Below are 17,750 nucleotides of genomic sequence, written 5' to 3' on the forward strand. Positions count from 1 at the left end.
CCCCGCGGGCGCTAGCTTTGGAAACTGGAAGCGTGGCGTGGGTTGTCGAGCGATCCGCTAGCCCCGACAGCGAGAGGAACTGTGTGCGAGCACGACGCCGTGCGTTTCTCGGAGGGTGGGTCCGCTGCACAGCGGGATGCGTCGAACGGCGCGAAAGGCGGGCTCGCCGCTCCTTGATCCCGGAAGCCATCGCCCGATCAATGCGATAGCAGTACGGGCAGCCAGAAAGTCCTCGGGACGGCAACTTCGTCCTGGTTGCGAGTGGGCACCGCGTTCCCCGCGCCATCTCTGCGCACGCCGCTACGCGATGCCGAGGATCTGGCGCAGCACTCTGCGCGGGACAGATTGCGTCATGTAGGCAGACTACCTCAGTCCCTCTGGTCCTGCGCATCCGGTACGAGCGGCGAGCGACATATCCGAGGATGCCTCGCGCCGCACGTTCCAGCCGGAATCAATTCCCGACCCCGATCATCTTCATGAAGGCCGCGTTGTCCCAGTAGAGATACTCCTCGTCCATCGTGCCCTCGTTGTTCCAGTGGCCGATGGTAGCCATCGGCAGCTTGTAGGCCTTGCCCGTGGGGCGGATGGTTTTGCCGTTTCCGATCGGCATCGGCTGCGTGAACGTGCCGAGCAAGAAACCGGTGACGGCCGTGTAGTCGCCGTGGCCGAACTTGATGGGGTGCTCCACGATCCGGTTGTCGGGAGCGAAGACCCACATACCCTTGAGCTCCGCGATGTGATCGGGGAGGCCCTTGGTGGTGTGCCCGTCGGGATAGTGCACGACGATGTCCTTTGCGTGGCTCTTCCCCAACTCGTCCCACTTCTGGTGCGAGTACACGTTGAAGTCGAGATCGTCGAACGTGGCGAGATGCTGTGCGACTTTGTCAGGCGGATCCTTTGCGGCGGCGTCCCGACAGGAGGAGAGAAGGGTGGCGGACACGACGGCGGCTCCAAGTCCAAGCACTCGTTTCATGGTGGCTCCCGACGGCCGGACGTTGCACTCGGGTCGCGTTCGTCGCAAATTCGGGCGCGGCCCGACTCATGCCATTCCCAAAATCTGCCGCAGCACGTAAAGCAGGATCCCACCGTGGCGGTAGTACTCCACCTCGATGGGCGTATCGATCCGCAGCGTCACCACCACCTCGTCCGTCGACCCGTTCGCACGGTGGATGATCAGCCGCGCGTCCTGCCGCGGCGTCGGTCCCGTCTCCAGGCCGGTGAGGTCGAAGGTCTCGCTCCCGTCCAGCTTCAGGGAAGACGCGTCGGTCCCTTCCTTGAACTGGCAGGGCAGCACTCCCATCATCACCAGGTTGCTGCGGTGGATGCGCTCGAAGCTCTTCGCGATCACCGCTCGCACACCGAGCAGACGCGTCCCCTTCGCCGCCCAATCGCGCGACGAGCCGGTGCCGTACTCGTGGCCGGCGAAGATCATCAGCGGCGTGCCGCGCTTCTGGTACTCCATCGCGGCGTCGTAGATGGACAGCTGCCTGCCGTCGGCGATGGTGACCCCGCCTTCCACGCCGGGCACCAGCAGATTCTTGATGCGCACGTTCGCGAAGGTGCCGCGCACCATCACCTCGTGGTTGCCACGCCGCGCGCCGTAGGAATTGAAGTCCTCCGGCTTCACTCCCTGGGCGATGAGGTACTTGCCGGCTGGGCTGGTCGGCTTGATCGACCCGGCGGGCGAGATGTGGTCGGTGGTCACCGAGTCGCCGAAGACGGCGAGCGCCTTCGCGTCGCGGATCCCCGTCCGCTTGTCCGGCTTCGGAGAGAACTTCTCGAAGTACGGCGGCTCCTGGATGTACGTGCTCTGCGGATTCCAGGCGTAGACCTCGCCGGACGGCGCGGGGATCTCCGCCCATTCCTTTGCGTCGCGCGACAGGTCGCCGCCGTAGTTCTGCCGATACATCTGGGCGTCGCTGGCCGCGCCGAGCGCGGCGTTCAGCTCTTCCGCCGTGGGCCACAGGTCCTTCAGGTACACCGGCTTGCCGTCCCGGCCGAGCCCGATGGGATCCTTCTCGACGTCGATGTCCACCCGCCCCGCGATGGCGAATGCCACCACCAGCGGCGGCGACATGAGGAAGTTCGCCTTGATGCTCTGGTGGACGCGCGCTTCGAAGTTGCGGTTGCCGGAGAGCACGCTCGCCGCCACCAGGTCGTTCTGGGTGACGAGTTGCTCAACGTGCGGATCGAGCGGGCCGGAGTTGCCGATGCAGGTGGTGCACCCGTAACCGACGGTGGTGAACCCGAGCTTGTCGAGGTATGGCTGCAGGCCCGTCTTCTCCAGGTACCGCGAGACCACCCGCGATCCAGGCGCCAGCGAAGTCTTCACCTCCGGACGAACGTGGAGCCCCTTTTCCACCGCTTTCTTCGCCAACAGCCCCGCCGCGAGCATCACCGACGGATTGCTGGTGTTGGTGCAGGAGGTGATCGCGGCGATCAGGACGTCGCCGTGCCCGATGTCGACCGGCATCTTCATCTGGTGGACTTCCTGCGTGGGGACGCGGTCCGGGGTCGGCCGGTTGGTCATCATTTCCGCTTCGGTGAGCGGGTTGGTGTCCTTCTTGGTGACGCCGTCGCGGAGCACCTCGGAGCCGATGTCCGGCTCCTGCTTTCCGCCGCCGGCGACGTGCTCGATCTGAGGCGGCTCGACGACCTGGTGATACCGCTTGCCCACCTCTTCCTTCTTCTTGCCGTATCCGCTCGGAGCCGGCTCCTGCAGGATCTTGCAGAACATCTCCTTGAGCTTCGGGAGCTCGATCCGGTCCTGGGGACGCTTGGGCCCGGCGACGCTGGGCCTGACGCTCCCGAGGTCGAGCTCGAGCACCTGGGTGTAGTCGCACTCCCCCTTCTTAGGGATCCCGAACATCTGCTGCGCCTGGAAGTAGGCGCGCATCGCGTCCACCTTGTCCCTGGCGCGGCCGGTGGCGAGCATGTACTGACAGGAGAGCTCGTCGACGGGGAAATAGCCCATCGTGGCGCCATACTCGGGCGCCATGTTGGCGATGGTGGCGCGCTCCGGCACCGGAAGGCTCGCTGCGCCTTCGCCGAAGAACTCGACGAACTTGCCGACGACCTTCGCCTTGCGGAGCATCTCGGTGATGGTGAGCACGACGTCGGTGGCCGTGACTCCCGGCTTCACCGCGCCCTGCAGGTGAACACCGATCACGTCGGGCGTGAGGAAGTACGCCGGCTGCCCGAGCATCGCCGCCTCGGCCTCGATGCCGCCCACGCCGTAGGCGACGATTCCCAGGCCGTTGATCATCGTCGTGTGCGAGTCGGTGCCAACCAGCGAGTCCGGATAGTAGACGCCGTCGCGCTTGTGGACTCCGGGTGCCAGGTACTCGAGGTTGACCTGATGCACGATGCCCATTCCTGGCGGCACGATCTGCAAGCCGTGAAAGGCGCTCATCCCCCACTTGAGGAATTCGTAGCGCGCCCGGTTGCGTGTGAACTCGATGCCCATGTTGAGCTGCAGCGCATTCGCCACCCGGGCAAAGTCGACCTGCACGGAGTGATCGATGACGAGGTCGACCGGCACCAGCGGCTCGATCAGGCTGGGGGACTTGCCCGCCTTGCTCACCGCGTTGCGCATCGCCGCGAGGTCGACCACCAGCGGCACGCCGGTGAAGTCCTGCAGCAGGACTCGCGCGACGACGAAGGGGATCTCCTCGGTCCGCTCCGCCTTCGGCTTCCAGGCGGCGAGCGCGCGGATGTCCTGTTCGCGGACGCGCTTGCCGTCGAGGTTGCGCACCAGGGATTCGAGCACGATGCGCAGGCTGACCGGAAGCCGTGAGACCTTTCCCAGGCCCTGCTTCTCCACTTCCGGCAGCGAGTAGAACGATCCGTGGCTGAAGCTCTGTTTGAAGTTCATGGCGGCGCTCATATAGGCGATCTAACGGCGCACTTCTACTCCCGCAGGGCGGACGCGGGGGCCAGCTCGCCGGAGCGCGGCGGGCGGTCGCTTGACGCGACGTCGGCGTCAGGGTGTTCTCGCGGCCCGCATGGGCTCGCTCCTCCTCGTCCGCCACGGCCAGGCGTCGGCCTTCGAAGAGAACTACGACCGCCTCTCTACGCTGGGCGAGAAGCAGGCGCGGATGCTCGGCGAATCGTTTCGCCGGCGCGGCCTCCGCGTGGACCGCGTATTCTGCGGCCCGCGCGTGCGTCAGCAAAGGACCGCGGAGATCACCTCGGAAGCGGGCGAGCTTCCCGCTCCGGTGGTGGTGGAAGGGCTGGACGAAATGGGCGTGGAGCCGCTCTTCAAGGAACATCTTCCCGACCTCTTCTCGAGTCACGCACATCTCGCCACCCTGGGCGACGCGATGCTCGCCGCCGACGGCGACGCCGCGCGCGCCCGCGGGTTCGCGCGGCTCTTCGAGGCGACGCTGCAGCTCTGGCTGCGCGGCGAGGTGAACGCGCGGGGAGTGGAGTCCTGGCTGGAGTTCCGCGCCCGCGTGCGGCACGCGCTCTCGGCGGTGCGGGCACAGGCGCGCGGACAGCGGATCGCGGCGTTCACCTCCGCGGGACCGGTGGCGTCGGCGGTGCAGCTCGCCCTGGGCGCCGACGACGACACCACGCTCTCGCTCGCCTTCCGCGTGCGCAATTCCTCGATCTCGGAGTTTCTCTTCTCGGAAGATCGCTTCTCGCTCGCTTCTTTCAACGAAACGCCGCATCTGTCGGATGCGACGATGGTCACGGTGCGCTGATGGACTTCTCATTCTCGGAACGGGCCCAGGAGTTGCGCGCGCGGGCGCGCGAGTTCGTGCGACGCGAGGTCATGCCGCTCGAGCCGCGGCTGTCGGGATCGTGGAAGGCGCTGGAGCCAGCGCTGCGCGAGGCGCGGGCGCGGGCCAGGTCGCTGCGGCTCTGGGTTCCCGACCTGGAGGTTCCGCTGGAGGAGTTTGCGGTCCTCTCGGAGGAACTGGGCCACAGCCCGCTCGGGCACTATTGCGTGAACGCGCAGGCGCCCGACATCGGCAACATGGAGCTGCTCGAGCTCGCCGGCAGCAAGGAGCAGAAAGAGCGCTGGCTGCGCCCGCTGCGGGCCGGCGAAATCCGCAGCTGCTTCTCGATGACGGAGCCGGAGCATGCCGGGTCGAATCCCACCTGGATGGATACGCGCGCGGTCCTCGAAGGCGGACAGTGGGTCGTCGACGGCCACAAATGGTTCACCAGCGCGGCGGACGGCGCCGCTTTCGCGGTGGTGATGGCGGTGACCGATCCCGATGCCCCGCCGCATCTGCGCGCTTCGATGATCATCGTCCCTTGCGACACCGCTGGCTTCGAGCTGGTGCGCAACATTCCGGTGATGGGCCATGCAGGAGAAGGCTGGCCGACGCACAGCGAGATCCGGTACACCCGCTGCCGGGTTCCGGAGGAGAGCCTGCTCGGGGGCCGCGGCGCCGGTTTCGCCCTGGCGCAAGAGCGGCTCGGCCCCGGCAGGATCCACCACTGCATGCGCTGGATCGGGATCTGCGAGCGCGCCTTCGAGCTGATGTGCCAGCGGGCAGCGGAAAGGGAGCTGGCGCCGGGGAAGCCGCTGGCGACGCAACAGACGGTCCAGCAGTGGATCGCCGACAGCCGCGCCTCCATCGACGCCGCTCGCCTGATGGTGCTGCACGCGGCCTGGAAGATGGAGCGGGTCGGCCAGCGCGAGGCGCGGGTGGAGATCTCGACCATCAAGTTCTTCGTCGCCAACGTCCTCCAGGACGTGCTCGACAAAGCCGTGCAGGTGCACGGCGCGCTGGGGGTCACCGACGACACGCCGCTCGCGTACTGGTACCGGCACGAGCGTGCCGCCCGCATCTACGACGGACCCGACGAGGTGCACAAAACGGTGGTCGCGCGGCGCGTCCTGCGCGGGTTTGGCGTGGAGATCAAGTGAGCGTCGACGCCCCCAAGGCGGTGCGGCCGGGCGAGGAGCTGGACCTCGGGCGGCTCGCGGCGTTCCTGCGGGCGCAGGGCCTTCCCGCCGAAGAGTTGTCGCAGCAGCAGTTCCCCAAGGGGCATTCGAACCTGACCTACCTGGTGGGGGCCGGCGGGCGGGAGTTCGTGCTGCGGCGGCCGCCGGTTGGCAGCAAGGTCCGCAGCGCGCACGACATGGGCCGCGAGGCGCGCATTCTGCTGAAACTGCAGCCGGTCTTTCCGCTGGCGCCGCGGGTCGTCGCCGTCTGCGACGACGTCTCCGTGCTCGGAGCGCCGTTCTACCTGATGGAACGGATCCAGGGCGTGATCCTGCGCGGGCCGCAGCTCCGCGGGATCGAGGTCTCGCCGGCGCAGGCGCGCGGCATCGGGATCTCCTTTGCCCGGACGCTGGCGGCGCTGCACGCGGTCGACTTCCGCGCCGCGGGACTGGAAGGCAAGCCACAGGGTTACGTCCGGCGGCAGGTCGAGGGGTGGACGCGGCGCTGGCAGGACGCGAGGACCGAAGACGTTCCCGAGGTGGAAGAGATTGCGCGGTGGCTCGGGGAGCGCATGCCGCAGGAGAGCGGGGCGGCGTTCATCCACAACGACTTCAAGTACGACAACCTGGTGCTGGATCCCGGAGACCTGACGCGCGTGGTGGGCATTCTCGACTGGGAGATGTCCACGTTGGGCGATCCGCTGATGGATCTGGGGACGGCGCTTGGGTACTGGGTGGAAGCGGAAGATCCCGAGCCGCTCAAGGCGTTCGCGTTCGGGCCCACGTTCCTCCCCGGCAGCCTCAAGCGCGAGGAGATCGTGGAGGAGTACGCGCGGGCGGCGGGGCGGGACGTGCCGTCCATGCTGTTCTACACCTGCTTCGCGTTGTTCAAGACGGCGGTGGTCGCGCAGCAGATCTACAAGCGGTACGTCGAGGGACTGACCAAAGACGAGCGATTCGCAGCGCTTGGGCTGGGGGTGCCGCTGCTCGCGCGAGTGGCCATCGAGGCGGCAAGCCGCGGGAAATTTTAGGGCTTGCTTTTTAGCACGACCGGTCGTATTCTTCTGGCCGCGATGGCAAAGGGCCTCCAAACGCGAGAGCGAATCCTCGACACGGCGTTTCGCCTTGCCGCGCGCGACGGGCTCGAGGGTTTGAGCCTGGCAGGTCTGGCTTCCGAGCTGGGGATGTCGAAGAGCGGCCTCTTCGCGCACTTCCTCTCGAAGGAAGAGCTCCAGCTCGAGATGCTCCGGGTCGCCTCCGAGCGCTTCACCGAAAAGGTGATGCGGCCGTCCTTCCAGCAGCCGCGTGGGCTTCCCCGGCTGCGGGCCCTGTTCGAGAACTGGCGGCGATGGGCCACGGATCCTTCCCTGCCCGGCGGATGCGTCTTCGTCGCCGCCGCGGCGGAGCTCGACGACCGGAGCGGCCCGGTGCGCGCCTACGTGGTCTCGCAGCAGGAGTTGCTGCTGAAGGCCATTGCACATGCTGCCCGGCTCTCCATCGAGGTCGGTCACTTCCGCCGGGACCTCGACGTCGAACAGTTCGCCTTCGACGTCCTCGGCACCTATCTCGCGTTCCATCACTCGCACCGCCTGCTCCGCGATCCGAAGGCCGAGCAGCGCGCGCGCCGCGCTTACACGCGCCTGTTGGAAGACGCCCAAACCCGAAGCTGACGGAAGGAGCCACACGATGACACCGAGGAGCCTCGCACGCCTGAATAAAAGCACGACCGGTCGTCTCATGAGAGCGGGGATCCGGGCGCTCGACGCGCTCGCGCCGGACTCCGCGCAGCGCTTGGCCTTCGACTGGTTCGGTACGCCCATCCGCCGCCGCGACGAGCCGCCGTTCATCCTCGGCCACCGCTTCCGGATCGTGGGCGACGGTCCCGAGCTGGCGGTCTGGGACTGGGGCGACGGTCCGACCGTGCTGCTCGCCCACGGCTGGAACGGAAACGGAGCGCAGCTCGCCGGCTTTGTTCCGCCGCTGCTCCGCGCTGGCTACTACGTCGCCGCACCCGATCTGCCCGCGCACGGGGCCTCGGCCGGCACCCGCAGCAACGTGCGCGCCATGGCCGATGCGCTGCTTCGCGTCGGACGACGCGTCGGTCCCGTGCACGCCGTCATTGCCCATTCGCTGGGCGCGGCCGCGGCGGCCATCGCGCTGGCCGAAGGCCTCCGCACCTCGCGCGCAGTCTTGATCGCGCCGCCGGCCAATCTGCCCCGATACGCGCAGGAGTTTGCGCGCATCGTGGGACTCTCGCCGCGCTCGACCTCCGGTCTGCTGACGCGTCTCGACCGGGCGCTGGGCGGACGCGCGGCGTTCGACCTCCTTCGCCTCGCTGAGCTGCAGAAGGCACGCGCGCTGATCCTCCACGATCCGGGCGACAGGGAAGTGCCGCTGGCGGATGCCCAGGCCATCGCGAAGGCCTGGCCGCGGGCGCGCCTCGAGACGCTCGCCGGTGCCGGCCATACTCGCGCGCTGCGGCACCCCGAGGTGATCTCGCGCGCGGTCGAGTTCGTCGCGGGCCCGCCGGAGCCCCTGCTCGATTCGACGGAGCCGCTCGGGCTCAGCGCGTGAGCGGCCCGATCTTCGCTTTGCGAGGATCCGAGCCGCGTTGGTCTTCATGCTAGATCGACGATTCCCAGAAGCTCCCCGCCGGAGCATTTGCCGCCCCAAGCGCCGCGCGAGCCTGCTCGCGCGCCTCGTCCAGCGCGCGGGCGTGCCGGGCGAACAGTGCGGAGTCGGCCGCTGACGCCGTGAGCGCAGCTACGAGCTCGACGGCTGCGCCGCGGAGAAACGCCTGAAGCAGCGGCACGGCGGTGGCGATCGCGAGCGATTCGCCCAAGGCGCGGAGGAGCTCGATTCGGGCCTGCTCCAGCTGGGCGGCCGCGGCGCCTGCTTTCGCGGCGGCGAACGCGCGCAGGAACGCTTCGAGCGCCTGTTGGACCTTCTCCCGCTGCTCCGCCGTCGCCGCCTCGTCGCGGGGGGGCTGGCGGATGAGCGCATCCATGAGCTTGCTGGGGAAGCGGCCCATCGCGCCGCTCGCCTGCGCCTTCACCGTGGGCATGCGTGACGTTCCTCCCGCCGGATACGTGGAGGCGGCGCGCACCGGCGACGAAAGGACGAGGCCTCGCGCACGCGTCAGCGGGATGCCTGCCATCGGATCCATCTCCCACTCCGCCGGCATCTCGACGGGCTGCACCACCGTACGCCGTGACCCACCCGCATTCACGACCTGATCGTCCGTGACGACGAAGGCGGTGAAGCGCGTCAGGACGGTGTGCCGGATGGAAATCGCGACGATCTCCTTCTTCACGGCGTCCGAGCGAGAGCCGCGGAACTCATCCTCCATGTCGGCGATGCGAGCCCGCGCCCAGAGGTGATCGATGGCGGCCATTGGCGCTTCGCGCGGCTCGATCTCCTGCTCGAATCGTCCGCCGCCGGCGAGCTTTCCCGTGACCTTCACGGGACCACCGCTGAGGCGGAAGAAGACCGTCGACGGGCGCCCGGCGAACAGATCCGGCACGCGCGCCGGAGCGATGTCAGCGACGTCGCCGGAGAGGCGCAACTCGGTGACCAGAGGTGCGCCGATCTCGCGGCCTACCGCCTCCAGCGCTTCCTCCAGCCGCGCTCCCGGCTCGACGAACGTGCTGGTGCCGCCGCCGATGGCCGCCAGCCGCCGGAGGAAACCGTCGTTGACGGCGGTGTCGACCCCGACCGCGAACACGCGTGTTCCGCCCAGCTCGGCCTGCAAGCGCTTCAGCACGCTCGATTCGTCCCCCACCTGCCCGTCCGTGAGCAGGACGACCACGGGCACGCGACCACCGCCCTCCGTGCCGAGGCGGATCTGTTGCAGCGCCTCGGCCATCGCCGAGTCCAGCTCCGTCCCTCCGCGCGCATCGATCCTGCGCAGCCACTTCTCGCCGCGCTCGAGGGCGCCTTCGTCCGCCTGCTGCAAGCCGCCGGGCATCCATTCGACGACTTCGTCGAAGGCCAGCACCGCGAATCGGTCGCGAGGACCGAGCGTGCGGAGCAGAAGCGCGCAGGCCCGCGACGCGGAGGCCATCTTCGGCCCCTGCATCGACCCGGAGCGGTCGACCACGAAGACCACGTCGCGGGCGGCGCCGAGAAAGCCGTCGCGCGCCGGCGGCAGCACGGAGAGCAGGGCGAATCCCCCGTGCACGAGGACCTGCGACTTCACCTGCTCGCCGGCGAGCCGCCAGCGGAGCACGAAGTCCCGGTCGAGGGGCTCCCGCTCTCTCGACAGCGAGACCCTGGCCGACTCCGGCCCCGACGACGTCCGCACGGCGTGCTGGGAGCAAGCCAGGTCGGAGAAACCGCCGAACAGCTCCACCTCCATGGCGAGCGAGACCTTCGGATCGAATCCCTTCGCCAGCCTCGGCGGCGAGATGCGCGAGGCGTCGGCGACCGAAGCGGTGTCGCGGACGACGCCATGACCCGCTTGCGCACGGGGCAGCTCTTCGCCGGCGACGTAGCGGGGCGCGACCACCAGCGGGAGCCGCAGCTCGGTGCGGCCGTCCTCGAAGAAGGGAAGCCGCTCGCTGTACGTCAGCCGGACGGTGACTTCGTCGCCGGGCATGACGTTGCCGACCTGGACGGTGAAGACGTCGTCGCGCTCCTGCTCGAGCAACGCCGCGCGCTTTCCCTGATCCAGCGCCTCGGCATACTCGCGGCGCGCCTGCCCTCGTTCCTCGATGCGCCCGCGGACGACGCGCTGCCCGATCTGCATCTCGAAACGGCTCACCGCGCTCCCGCCCGCCAGCGGAAAGACGTAGACCGCCTCGATGGGGTCGGAGAAGGGGTTTCCGAACTTCTGCTCCACGGTCACTTCCGCGACGCGATCGATCACCCGCGCGCGCAAGTCCACGCGCTGCAGCGGCAGCGGCTGCCCCTTCGTGCTGAGGGAGCCGAGCAGGCGCGTCGCGCCGGAAGGAATGTCCACCATCGGGATCGCCAACGTCATCGCTCACCTCCCAGCGCGGCCAGGGCCGCGCGAATCTTCGCTTCCAACGCAGCCGGGTCGCGCGACTGCCAGCCCTCTTCAACGATCAGACGGACTCCCGGTTCCACTGCGATCTCCCGCAAGCGCAACGCAGGCACCGGCGCTTCCCGCGCCTTCGCCGCCGCCTGCTGGCGCGCTTGCGCCGCGAGCATGTCGACCAGCGCCTTCAGCTCCGCGTCGCTCCGGCCGTACAGCCGCTGCTGGATCTCGGCGAGCGGCAGATCGACGGCCTGCAGCGCCTTGATGGCGAGGAGCTGCAGCAGGTGACGCTCGCCGTACCGGGCCTGCCGCCCCTCGATCCGGGGACGGTCGAGGAGCCCGAGCGTGGCGTAGTACCGCACCGTGCGCGCGTCCGGCGCGGCGGAGACGCGCGCATCGGTCGCGGCGCCCAGAAGCCCCCGCTCCGCAAGCTCGCCGGCGACCCGGTTCGACAGCTCGTCAAGCATCATGACAGTATTATACACAATGCTGTAATACTGTCAAGTAGGCGCGGCGCGGTCAGCTGACCGGCAGCTCCGAGCGGATTCGGATCGGATACGCCCGTTCGAGGCGCGCGACCTGCTCCTTGGTCAGCTTCAGCTTGGCCGCTCCGGCGTTCTCGCGGACGTGCGCCACGCGCGACGCTTTCGGAATCGCGAACGTATCCGGCAGCCGGGTGAGGAACGCGAGCGCCACCTGGCGCGGCGTCGCCTTCAGCTCGCCCGCGACCAATGCCAGCTCGCCGCGCTCGGGAAGGTTGTCGAACGGGCTGTAGCCAACCAGCACGACGCCGTGCTCCCGGCACTTGGGCAGCACCCGCGCCTCGATATGGCGCTCGCCGAGGTTGTAGAGGACCTGGTTGCAGGCGATCCGGCCGCGACCGGCGATTGCCACCGCGCGCTCGAGCAGGTCCTCGTCGAAGTTGCTCACTCCGTAGCTGCGGATCTTGCCCGCCGCCCGCAGCTCCTCGAACGCCGCGATGGTGTCCTCCAGCGGGTGCGACCCCGGCCAATGCAGCAGGTAGCAGTCGAGGCAATCCGTGCGCAGCCGCCGCAGCGACTGCTCGCAGGCGCGGACGGTACCTTTCCGCGTCGCGTTGGAGGGCAACACCTTGGAGACGAGGAAGATCTCGTCGCGACGCCCCTCGCTGGCGTCGGCCACCATCTCCTCCGAGCCGTACAACTCGGCGGTGTCGATGTGCGTGAGGCCGAGCTCGATACCGGCCTTGAGGGCGTCGACTGCTTCCTTGCCGCCGAATCTCCACGTGCCTTGCCCGATCACCGGCACCTGGGACGGGCCGAACGCGCGCTTGAGCATGCGCGCGAACTTAATCCCCCATAAGGCCGTGCACTACCGAAGCGTCGCTAGGCGTCTCCGCCGGCCCCGACGTCCCAGGTATCGCCGCTCTGGAGCAACGCCTCCAGCGTCGTCGGTCCACGGATCGCCTTCTCCGCCTCGCGCTCCTGCTCGCGGGCGAGCTGGTCCACCGTCGGACGATCCACCGCGCGCAGCACCCCCATCACCTGCGGCCAGGGCGGCTCGAGCGAGGCCAGCGCCAGCGCCAGCGAGAGATTGTCGCGCGATTCGTCGTGCAGCACCGCGCCGTCCGCCGCGCCCATCTCCAGCGTGAAGCCGCCGCCGATGCGCAGGCCCTTGTCCTTGCCCTTTCCGTACACCAAGGCCTTGCCGTGCTCGAGCTTGAGCAGGCGCTCGTCGCGGACGTCCTTCTCGCTCCACTCGTCGAAGGCGCCGTCGTTGAAGACGACGCAGTTCTGCCAGATCTCGACGAAGGCTGACCCCTTGTGCGCCGCCGCCCGCTTGAGCACGCTGGCCATGTGCGGCATGTCGTTGGCGGTGGTGCGCGCCACGAACGTCGCCCCGGCGCCGAGCGCGAGCGTGAGCGGGTTGAACGGACGATCGACGGTGCCGAACGGCGAGCTCTTGGTCTTCTTCCCGAGCTCGCTGGTGGGCGATGCCTGTCCCTTCGTCAGTCCGTAGATCCGGTTGTCGAAGAGAAGGATCTTCAGATCGATGTTTCGCCGAAGCGCGTGGATCAGATGGTTGCCGCCGATGGAGAGGCCGTCGCCGTCGCCGGTGACGACCCACACGTTGAGGTCCGGGTTCGCCATCTTCAGGCCAGTGGCGATGGCGGGGGCGCGGCCGTGGATGCCGTGGAAGCCATACGTGTTCATGTAGTACGGGAATCGCGAAGAGCACCCGATCCCGCTGATGAACACGATCTTTTCCCGCTCGATGCCGAGCTCCGGCATCAGCTTCTGCACTCCCGCGAGGATGGCGAAGTCGGCACAGCCGGGGCACCACCTCACCTCCTGATCGGAGACGAAGTCCTTTTTGGTCAGCTTCACCAGAGGCGCGCTCATCAGGCGATCTCCTGTTCCGCGGCCAGCGGGTTGCGGCGCGCGAGCGATTCGATGGCCGAGCGGACCTCGGCGACGTGGAAGGGCTTTCCCTGGATCTTGTTCAGACCGATCGACTCGATTCCCAGCTGCCCACGCATGTGCAAGCGCAGCTGGCCGGTGTTCAGCTCCGGCACCAGCACGTTGCGGTAGCGCGAGACGACGTCGGTGAGATCGTTGGGGAGCGGGAAGATGTGCCGCAGGTGGACGTGTCCGACGCGCAGCCCTTGCTGGCGGGCCTCGATGACCGCCTGCGTGATCGACCCGTACGTCCCGCCCCAGCCGATCACGAGGACGTCGCCGTCGGGATCGAAGTACGGCTCGGTGGGATCGAGCCGGTCGGCGATGCGCCGCACCTTCTCGGCGCGCGTGCGCACCATCTTCTCGTGGTTTTGCGCGTCGTAGCTGATGTTGCCGGTGAGAGCGTCCTTCTCCAGTCCGCCGATCCGGTGCTCGAGGCCGGGCGTTCCAGGAATGGCCCACGGCCGCGCGAGCTTCTCGTCGCGCTTGTAAGGGAGGAATCCCGCCGGGTCGGTGGTGATGTTCGGATCGATCTTCGGAAGGCTGTTCACGTCGGGAAGCAGCCACGGTTCGCTGCCATTCGCCAGCGAACCGTCGGAGAGGAGGATCACCGGCGTGCGGCAATCGATGGCGATCCGGCACGCCTCGTAGGCGGTGTCGAAGCAGTCGGCAGGCGAACGTGAGGCCACCACCGGGATGGGCGATTCGCCGTTGCGTCCGTAGACGGCCTGGAAGAGATCGGATTGCTCCGTCTTCGTGGGCAGACCGGTGGACGGACCGCCCCGCTGCACGTTGATGATCACGAGCGGCAGCTCGGTCATCAGGGCAAGGCCCATCGCCTCCGTCTTGAGGGCCAGTCCCGGGCCGCTCGAGCCGGTGATTCCGAGCGCGCCGGCGAACGAGGCGCCGATCGCCGCGGAAATCGCCGCAATCTCGTCCTCCGCCTGGAACGTCGTGAGGTGGAACCGCCGATACTTGGAGAGCTCGTGGAGGATGTCGCTGGCGGGCGTGATCGGGTAGCTGCCGTAGAACAGACGCAGCCCCGCGTTCTGCGCGGCGGCGATGAGGCCGAGCGCGAGCGCGCTGTTGCCGGTCACGTTCCGGTACTTGCCCGGCTTGAGTCGCGCGGGCTGGATCACGTACGCGTCAAGCGCCTCGATCGTCTCGCCGTAGTTGTACCCGGCTTTGAAGGCGCGCACGTTCGCTTCGGCCAATGGAGCGGTCTTCTTGAACCGGTCGCGGATCGCCTGCTCCTCGCGCTCCGTGTCGCGCGAGTAGATCCAGAACACCAGACCCAGCGCGTAGAAGTTCTTGCACCGGCTCGCGTCCTTCGCGGAGACGCCGGTTCCCTCGACGGCCTTGCCCACGAGCCGCTCGAAGTCGACCTTGATCACGCGGTAGTTCTCGACCGTGCCGTCGGTGAGCGGATTCGACTTCCAGCCGGCGCGATCGAGATCCGCTTGCTTGAAGGCCGCTTCGTTGAGGATGAGCAGGCCGCCGCGCTTCAGATCGGCCAGGTGCACCTTCAAGGCCGCCGGATTCATGGCCACGAGCGTGTCCGGCTGGTCGCCGGGCGAGTAGACCTCGTGAGCGGCGAACTGGATCTGGTAGCCCGACACGCCGGCGGTCGTGCCGGCAGGCGCCCGGATCTCCGCCGGATAATCCGGGAAGGTGGCGAGATCGTTGCCGTGGAGGGCGGCTTCGCGGGTGAACTCCGTCCCCGTGAGCTGCATGCCATCGCCCGAATCGCCTGCGAACCGCACGACGGCATTCTGGATGTCGACGTGGGACCGGGGCGCGGCGGAAACCGTCATCGTTTGTTCCTCCTGCGGGGAAGCAGAACCAACACGATTGTAACCTCATTTCCCGCCTCTGGTCGCGGATTTGCACAGCGCGCAAAATCAGCGGATTGCGGGCGGTCCGCGGAAGCGCGATCGCATCCGGAACCACCAATAGAGGGTGAGCGCGAGGAGGCATCCGGCGAACGTGTACCCGGCAAGCTGGTTTGGGGGCAGCAGGAAGAGGGCCATGCAGACGGCGATCCAGCCCAGGGCGACGCCTGTCACGGCACGCGACCACCGTCCCAGCGTCCAGGGTCCGCGAAGGCGCTCGCGCTTGCGCATTCCGAACAGGATCGGAAGCCCGTACGAGGCGTAGAGCGCGATGGTGGAGAGCGCGACCATCGCCGAATACGCGTCGGACCACAGAGCGACGAGAAACGCCATCGACGCCGAAGTCCAGACCGCGAAATGGGGGCTGCGAAACCGCGGCGACACCGAGGCGAGCTTGTGCGCGAACGGCAGCCCGCCGTCGCGAGCGAAGGCGAAGAGCATGCGCGAGTTGGACGTCACGCTGGAGAGGCCGCAGAACCACATGGCCGCCATCGCTACGCAGACGAGCGCGTTCCCGCCCCGCGCGCCGAGCGCGCCGCGAAGCACGAAGATGAAGGGATTGTCGGCCGCGCGCGCCGCTTCCAGGTCGCCGATACTCAGCGTGACCGCGAGCAGCATCGCGTATCCGGCGATCCCGCTGACGAGCACGGCGAGCACCATGCCCCAGGGTGCATTTCGCGATGGGTCGTGCGTCTCTTCGCTGAGGTGCGCGCTCGCGTCGTAACCGGTGAACGTCCAACAGGCGAGGAGCAGGCCGACGGCAAATTCGGATCCACTCCCGCTGCGGTGCAGAAGGAACGCGGCAGGCTGGTGCGGCGCGAAGAGGCTGAGCGCGCCCACCAGGATTGCGACTCCGAAGACGTGTACCCACGCCGAGAGGTCGTTGAGCCGGGCCACGATGCGCACGCCCAGGTGATTGAGCGCGGCGTGCAGGAGCAGGATCGCCGCGCAAAGGAAGAGGGCCGGCCGCCGGCCGGAGAAGCCCAGCATCGCGGCGAGGAATTCCGCCAGCCCGTAGTCGATGCCCGCCGTGATGGCGAACTGCCCGATGGTGTTGAGCCATGCGGTCAGCCATCCGGCGCCGCGTCCGCCGAGGATCGCCGACCAGTGGTAGAGCGCGCCCGCAGTGGGATAGGCGGAGGCGAGCTCGGCGAGGGAGGCCGCGATGAAAAGGGTCAACAGCGTGACCACCGGCCAGCCCACGAGCATCTGCAGGGGCCCGCCGTACTTGAGGCCGTGGCCGTAGAGCGTCACGGCGCCGGTCAGCACCGAAATGATCGAAAAGCTGAGGGCGAAGTTTGCAAAGCCGCCCATCTCGCGCAGGAGCTGCTGCGCGTACCCCATCCGTCGGAGCTGCTCGGCGTCGCGATCCACGGCGACAGCTTCGCATGGAGAGGCGTATCCGTTACTGTGCGCCGCATGGAGGCGCCGCGCGTTCCGGTGCAGATCGTCGACCGTTCCGAGCGCGTTCAGGCTGCGCTCAGGTTCGCTGCCGGCGCGTCCGCTTCCGGGTCGCTGTCCGCCGGCCTCTGCTACCTCTGCGAGCAGCTCGCCGCGATGATGGCGTCGCCCGTCGCCTCGGTCTACGTCCTCGAGGGCGGCGAAGAGCTGGTGCTCCGCGGCACGTTCGGGTTTACCCGCGAAGCCATTGGAGAAGTGCGAATGAAGGTCGGCCAGGGGATCACCGGCACCTGCGTGGAGACGATGAGCCCGGTGACCGTCGACGACGCGCGCATGACCGCACAGTTCGAGTACTTTCCGCAGCTCGCCGAAGAGCGGTACCCCGCCTTCCTCGCCATTCCACTGCTCTCCGCCAGCCGTCCCCGCGGCGCCCTCGTCCTGCAGCGCGAGTCGGGGCCGTTCTCCGAGGGCGACATCCTCCTCGCCATCGGGGCGACCCGCGCCCTCACTGCCCTGGTCGATTCGCAGAACCCGGCCGGCGCGCACGTGATCGTGCGCGGCGAGGGGAACCGGCGCGGACGCTCGCTCGGCGTCGCCACGCTGCTCTCGCGCGCGCTGCCGCGCCGCGATACCCGCAAGGCCTCGCCCGAGCAGCTCTCCAGTGCCTTCGCGGCGGAACGCGAGGAGGCCATGCAGCTCGCCGAGCGCGCGCGCTCCGCGCTCTCCGCGCCCTCGCGCGACCTGGAGGAGATCTGCACGACGCTCACCGACGTGCGCCTGGAGGAGCGGGCGCAGGAGCACGTCGCCCGCTACGTTCCTCCTTCGCTGGCCCTGGAGCGCATCGCGGCAGAGGTCGCGCGGGCGCTGGCCCAGCACGGGCCAGCGGCGCGGCGCGGCGTGGACATCGAGGCATTCCTCGGTGCGGTCGCACGGCGCCTCTCCGGAATCGACCCCCAGCGCGTGCGCAGAGGTGAGCTGATCGTCTCGGTGCACTTGCCCGGGCCCCTCGCCCTTCGGGCCTGGTCCTCGGGCGCGACCGGAGCGGTGTGCGCGACGCCGCGCGAGGACTCCACCGGCGGCGCGCTCTTGACCGCACTCGGAATGCCGGTCGTCTGGGG

The 17,750-nt window shown here is 68.4% G+C and carries 14 protein-coding genes; 6 read left to right on the forward strand and 8 right to left on the reverse strand.

What is annotated here, in order from left to right; all coding sequences use genetic code 11:
• Positions 1–451: 451 nt before the first annotated feature.
• Both E6J58_21300 and E6J58_21305 read right to left on the reverse strand, forming a co-directional pair.
• The gene (locus E6J58_21300) at positions 452–973 is read right to left on the reverse strand and encodes an ester cyclase (GenBank protein TMB32966.1); all 522 of its coding nucleotides are present in this window, start codon (positions 971–973) and stop codon (positions 452–454) included.
• A 66-nt stretch (positions 974–1,039) separates the two neighbouring features.
• Positions 1,040–3,886 (reverse strand): aconitate hydratase, encoded by a 2,847-nt coding sequence (locus E6J58_21305; protein TMB32967.1) that lies wholly within the window; start codon positions 3,884–3,886, stop codon positions 1,040–1,042.
• A 118-nt stretch (positions 3,887–4,004) separates the two neighbouring features.
• Here E6J58_21305 and E6J58_21310 point away from each other — a divergent pair, with 118 nt between their 5' ends.
• From E6J58_21310 to E6J58_21330, 5 genes are read left to right on the forward strand one after another with little or no spacing between them, the layout of a single operon-like run.
• Complete coding sequence (locus E6J58_21310) at positions 4,005–4,706, forward strand: histidine phosphatase family protein (protein TMB32968.1); 702 nt, start codon at positions 4,005–4,007, stop codon at positions 4,704–4,706.
• Positions 4,706–5,884 (forward strand): acyl-CoA dehydrogenase, encoded by a 1,179-nt coding sequence (locus tag E6J58_21315; GenBank protein TMB32969.1) that lies wholly within the window; start codon positions 4,706–4,708, stop codon positions 5,882–5,884. The genes E6J58_21310 and E6J58_21315 overlap by 1 nt, the downstream gene beginning before the upstream one ends.
• A complete protein-coding gene (locus E6J58_21320) occupies positions 5,881–6,933 on the forward strand; it encodes a phosphotransferase family protein (GenBank protein TMB32970.1) in 1,053 nt (350 codons plus the stop codon). Before E6J58_21315 ends, E6J58_21320 begins: the two co-directional genes overlap by 4 nt.
• Before the next feature lie 42 nt (positions 6,934–6,975).
• On the forward strand, positions 6,976–7,572 hold the full coding sequence (locus tag E6J58_21325; GenBank protein ID TMB32971.1) for a TetR/AcrR family transcriptional regulator: 597 nt from the start codon (positions 6,976–6,978) through the stop codon (positions 7,570–7,572).
• Positions 7,573–7,588: 16 nt separating this feature from the next.
• Complete coding sequence (locus tag E6J58_21330; protein TMB32972.1) at positions 7,589–8,476, forward strand: alpha/beta hydrolase; 888 nt, start codon at positions 7,589–7,591, stop codon at positions 8,474–8,476.
• A gap of 49 nt (positions 8,477–8,525) precedes the next feature.
• Here the strand turns inward: E6J58_21330 and E6J58_21335 are convergent, their stop codons facing one another.
• The 6 genes from E6J58_21335 to E6J58_21360 form a co-directional block, all read right to left on the reverse strand.
• Positions 8,526–10,883 (reverse strand): VWA domain-containing protein, encoded by a 2,358-nt coding sequence (locus E6J58_21335; protein ID TMB32973.1) that lies wholly within the window; start codon positions 10,881–10,883, stop codon positions 8,526–8,528.
• Positions 10,880–11,371: a MerR family transcriptional regulator gene (locus E6J58_21340; GenBank protein TMB32974.1), complete on the reverse strand. Its 492-nt coding sequence runs from the start codon at positions 11,369–11,371 to the stop codon at positions 10,880–10,882. The genes E6J58_21335 and E6J58_21340 overlap by 4 nt, the downstream gene beginning before the upstream one ends.
• Before the next feature lie 49 nt (positions 11,372–11,420).
• Entirely contained in the window at positions 11,421–12,218 is a 798-nt protein-coding gene (locus E6J58_21345) for an aldo/keto reductase (GenBank protein TMB32975.1), read from the reverse strand.
• Between the two features lie 47 nt (positions 12,219–12,265).
• Complete coding sequence (locus tag E6J58_21350; protein ID TMB32976.1) at positions 12,266–13,282, reverse strand: 2-oxoacid:ferredoxin oxidoreductase subunit beta; 1,017 nt, start codon at positions 13,280–13,282, stop codon at positions 12,266–12,268.
• A complete protein-coding gene (locus E6J58_21355) occupies positions 13,282–15,153 on the reverse strand; it encodes a 2-oxoacid:acceptor oxidoreductase subunit alpha (GenBank protein ID TMB32977.1) in 1,872 nt (623 codons plus the stop codon). Before E6J58_21355 ends, E6J58_21350 begins: the two co-directional genes overlap by 1 nt.
• Positions 15,154–15,240: 87 nt before the next feature.
• Complete coding sequence (locus tag E6J58_21360; protein TMB33099.1) at positions 15,241–16,545, reverse strand: amino acid permease; 1,305 nt, start codon at positions 16,543–16,545, stop codon at positions 15,241–15,243.
• 105 nt (positions 16,546–16,650) lie between these two features.
• Between E6J58_21360 and E6J58_21365 the strand changes: the two genes are divergently transcribed.
• A partial coding sequence (locus tag E6J58_21365; GenBank protein ID TMB32978.1) for a GAF domain-containing protein occupies positions 16,651–17,750 on the forward strand: 1,100 nt, incomplete at its 3' end.

It is taken from the genome of Deltaproteobacteria bacterium (assembly GCA_005879535.1).
Taxonomy (GTDB): domain Bacteria; phylum Myxococcota; class Myxococcia; order Myxococcales; family 40CM-4-68-19; genus 40CM-4-68-19.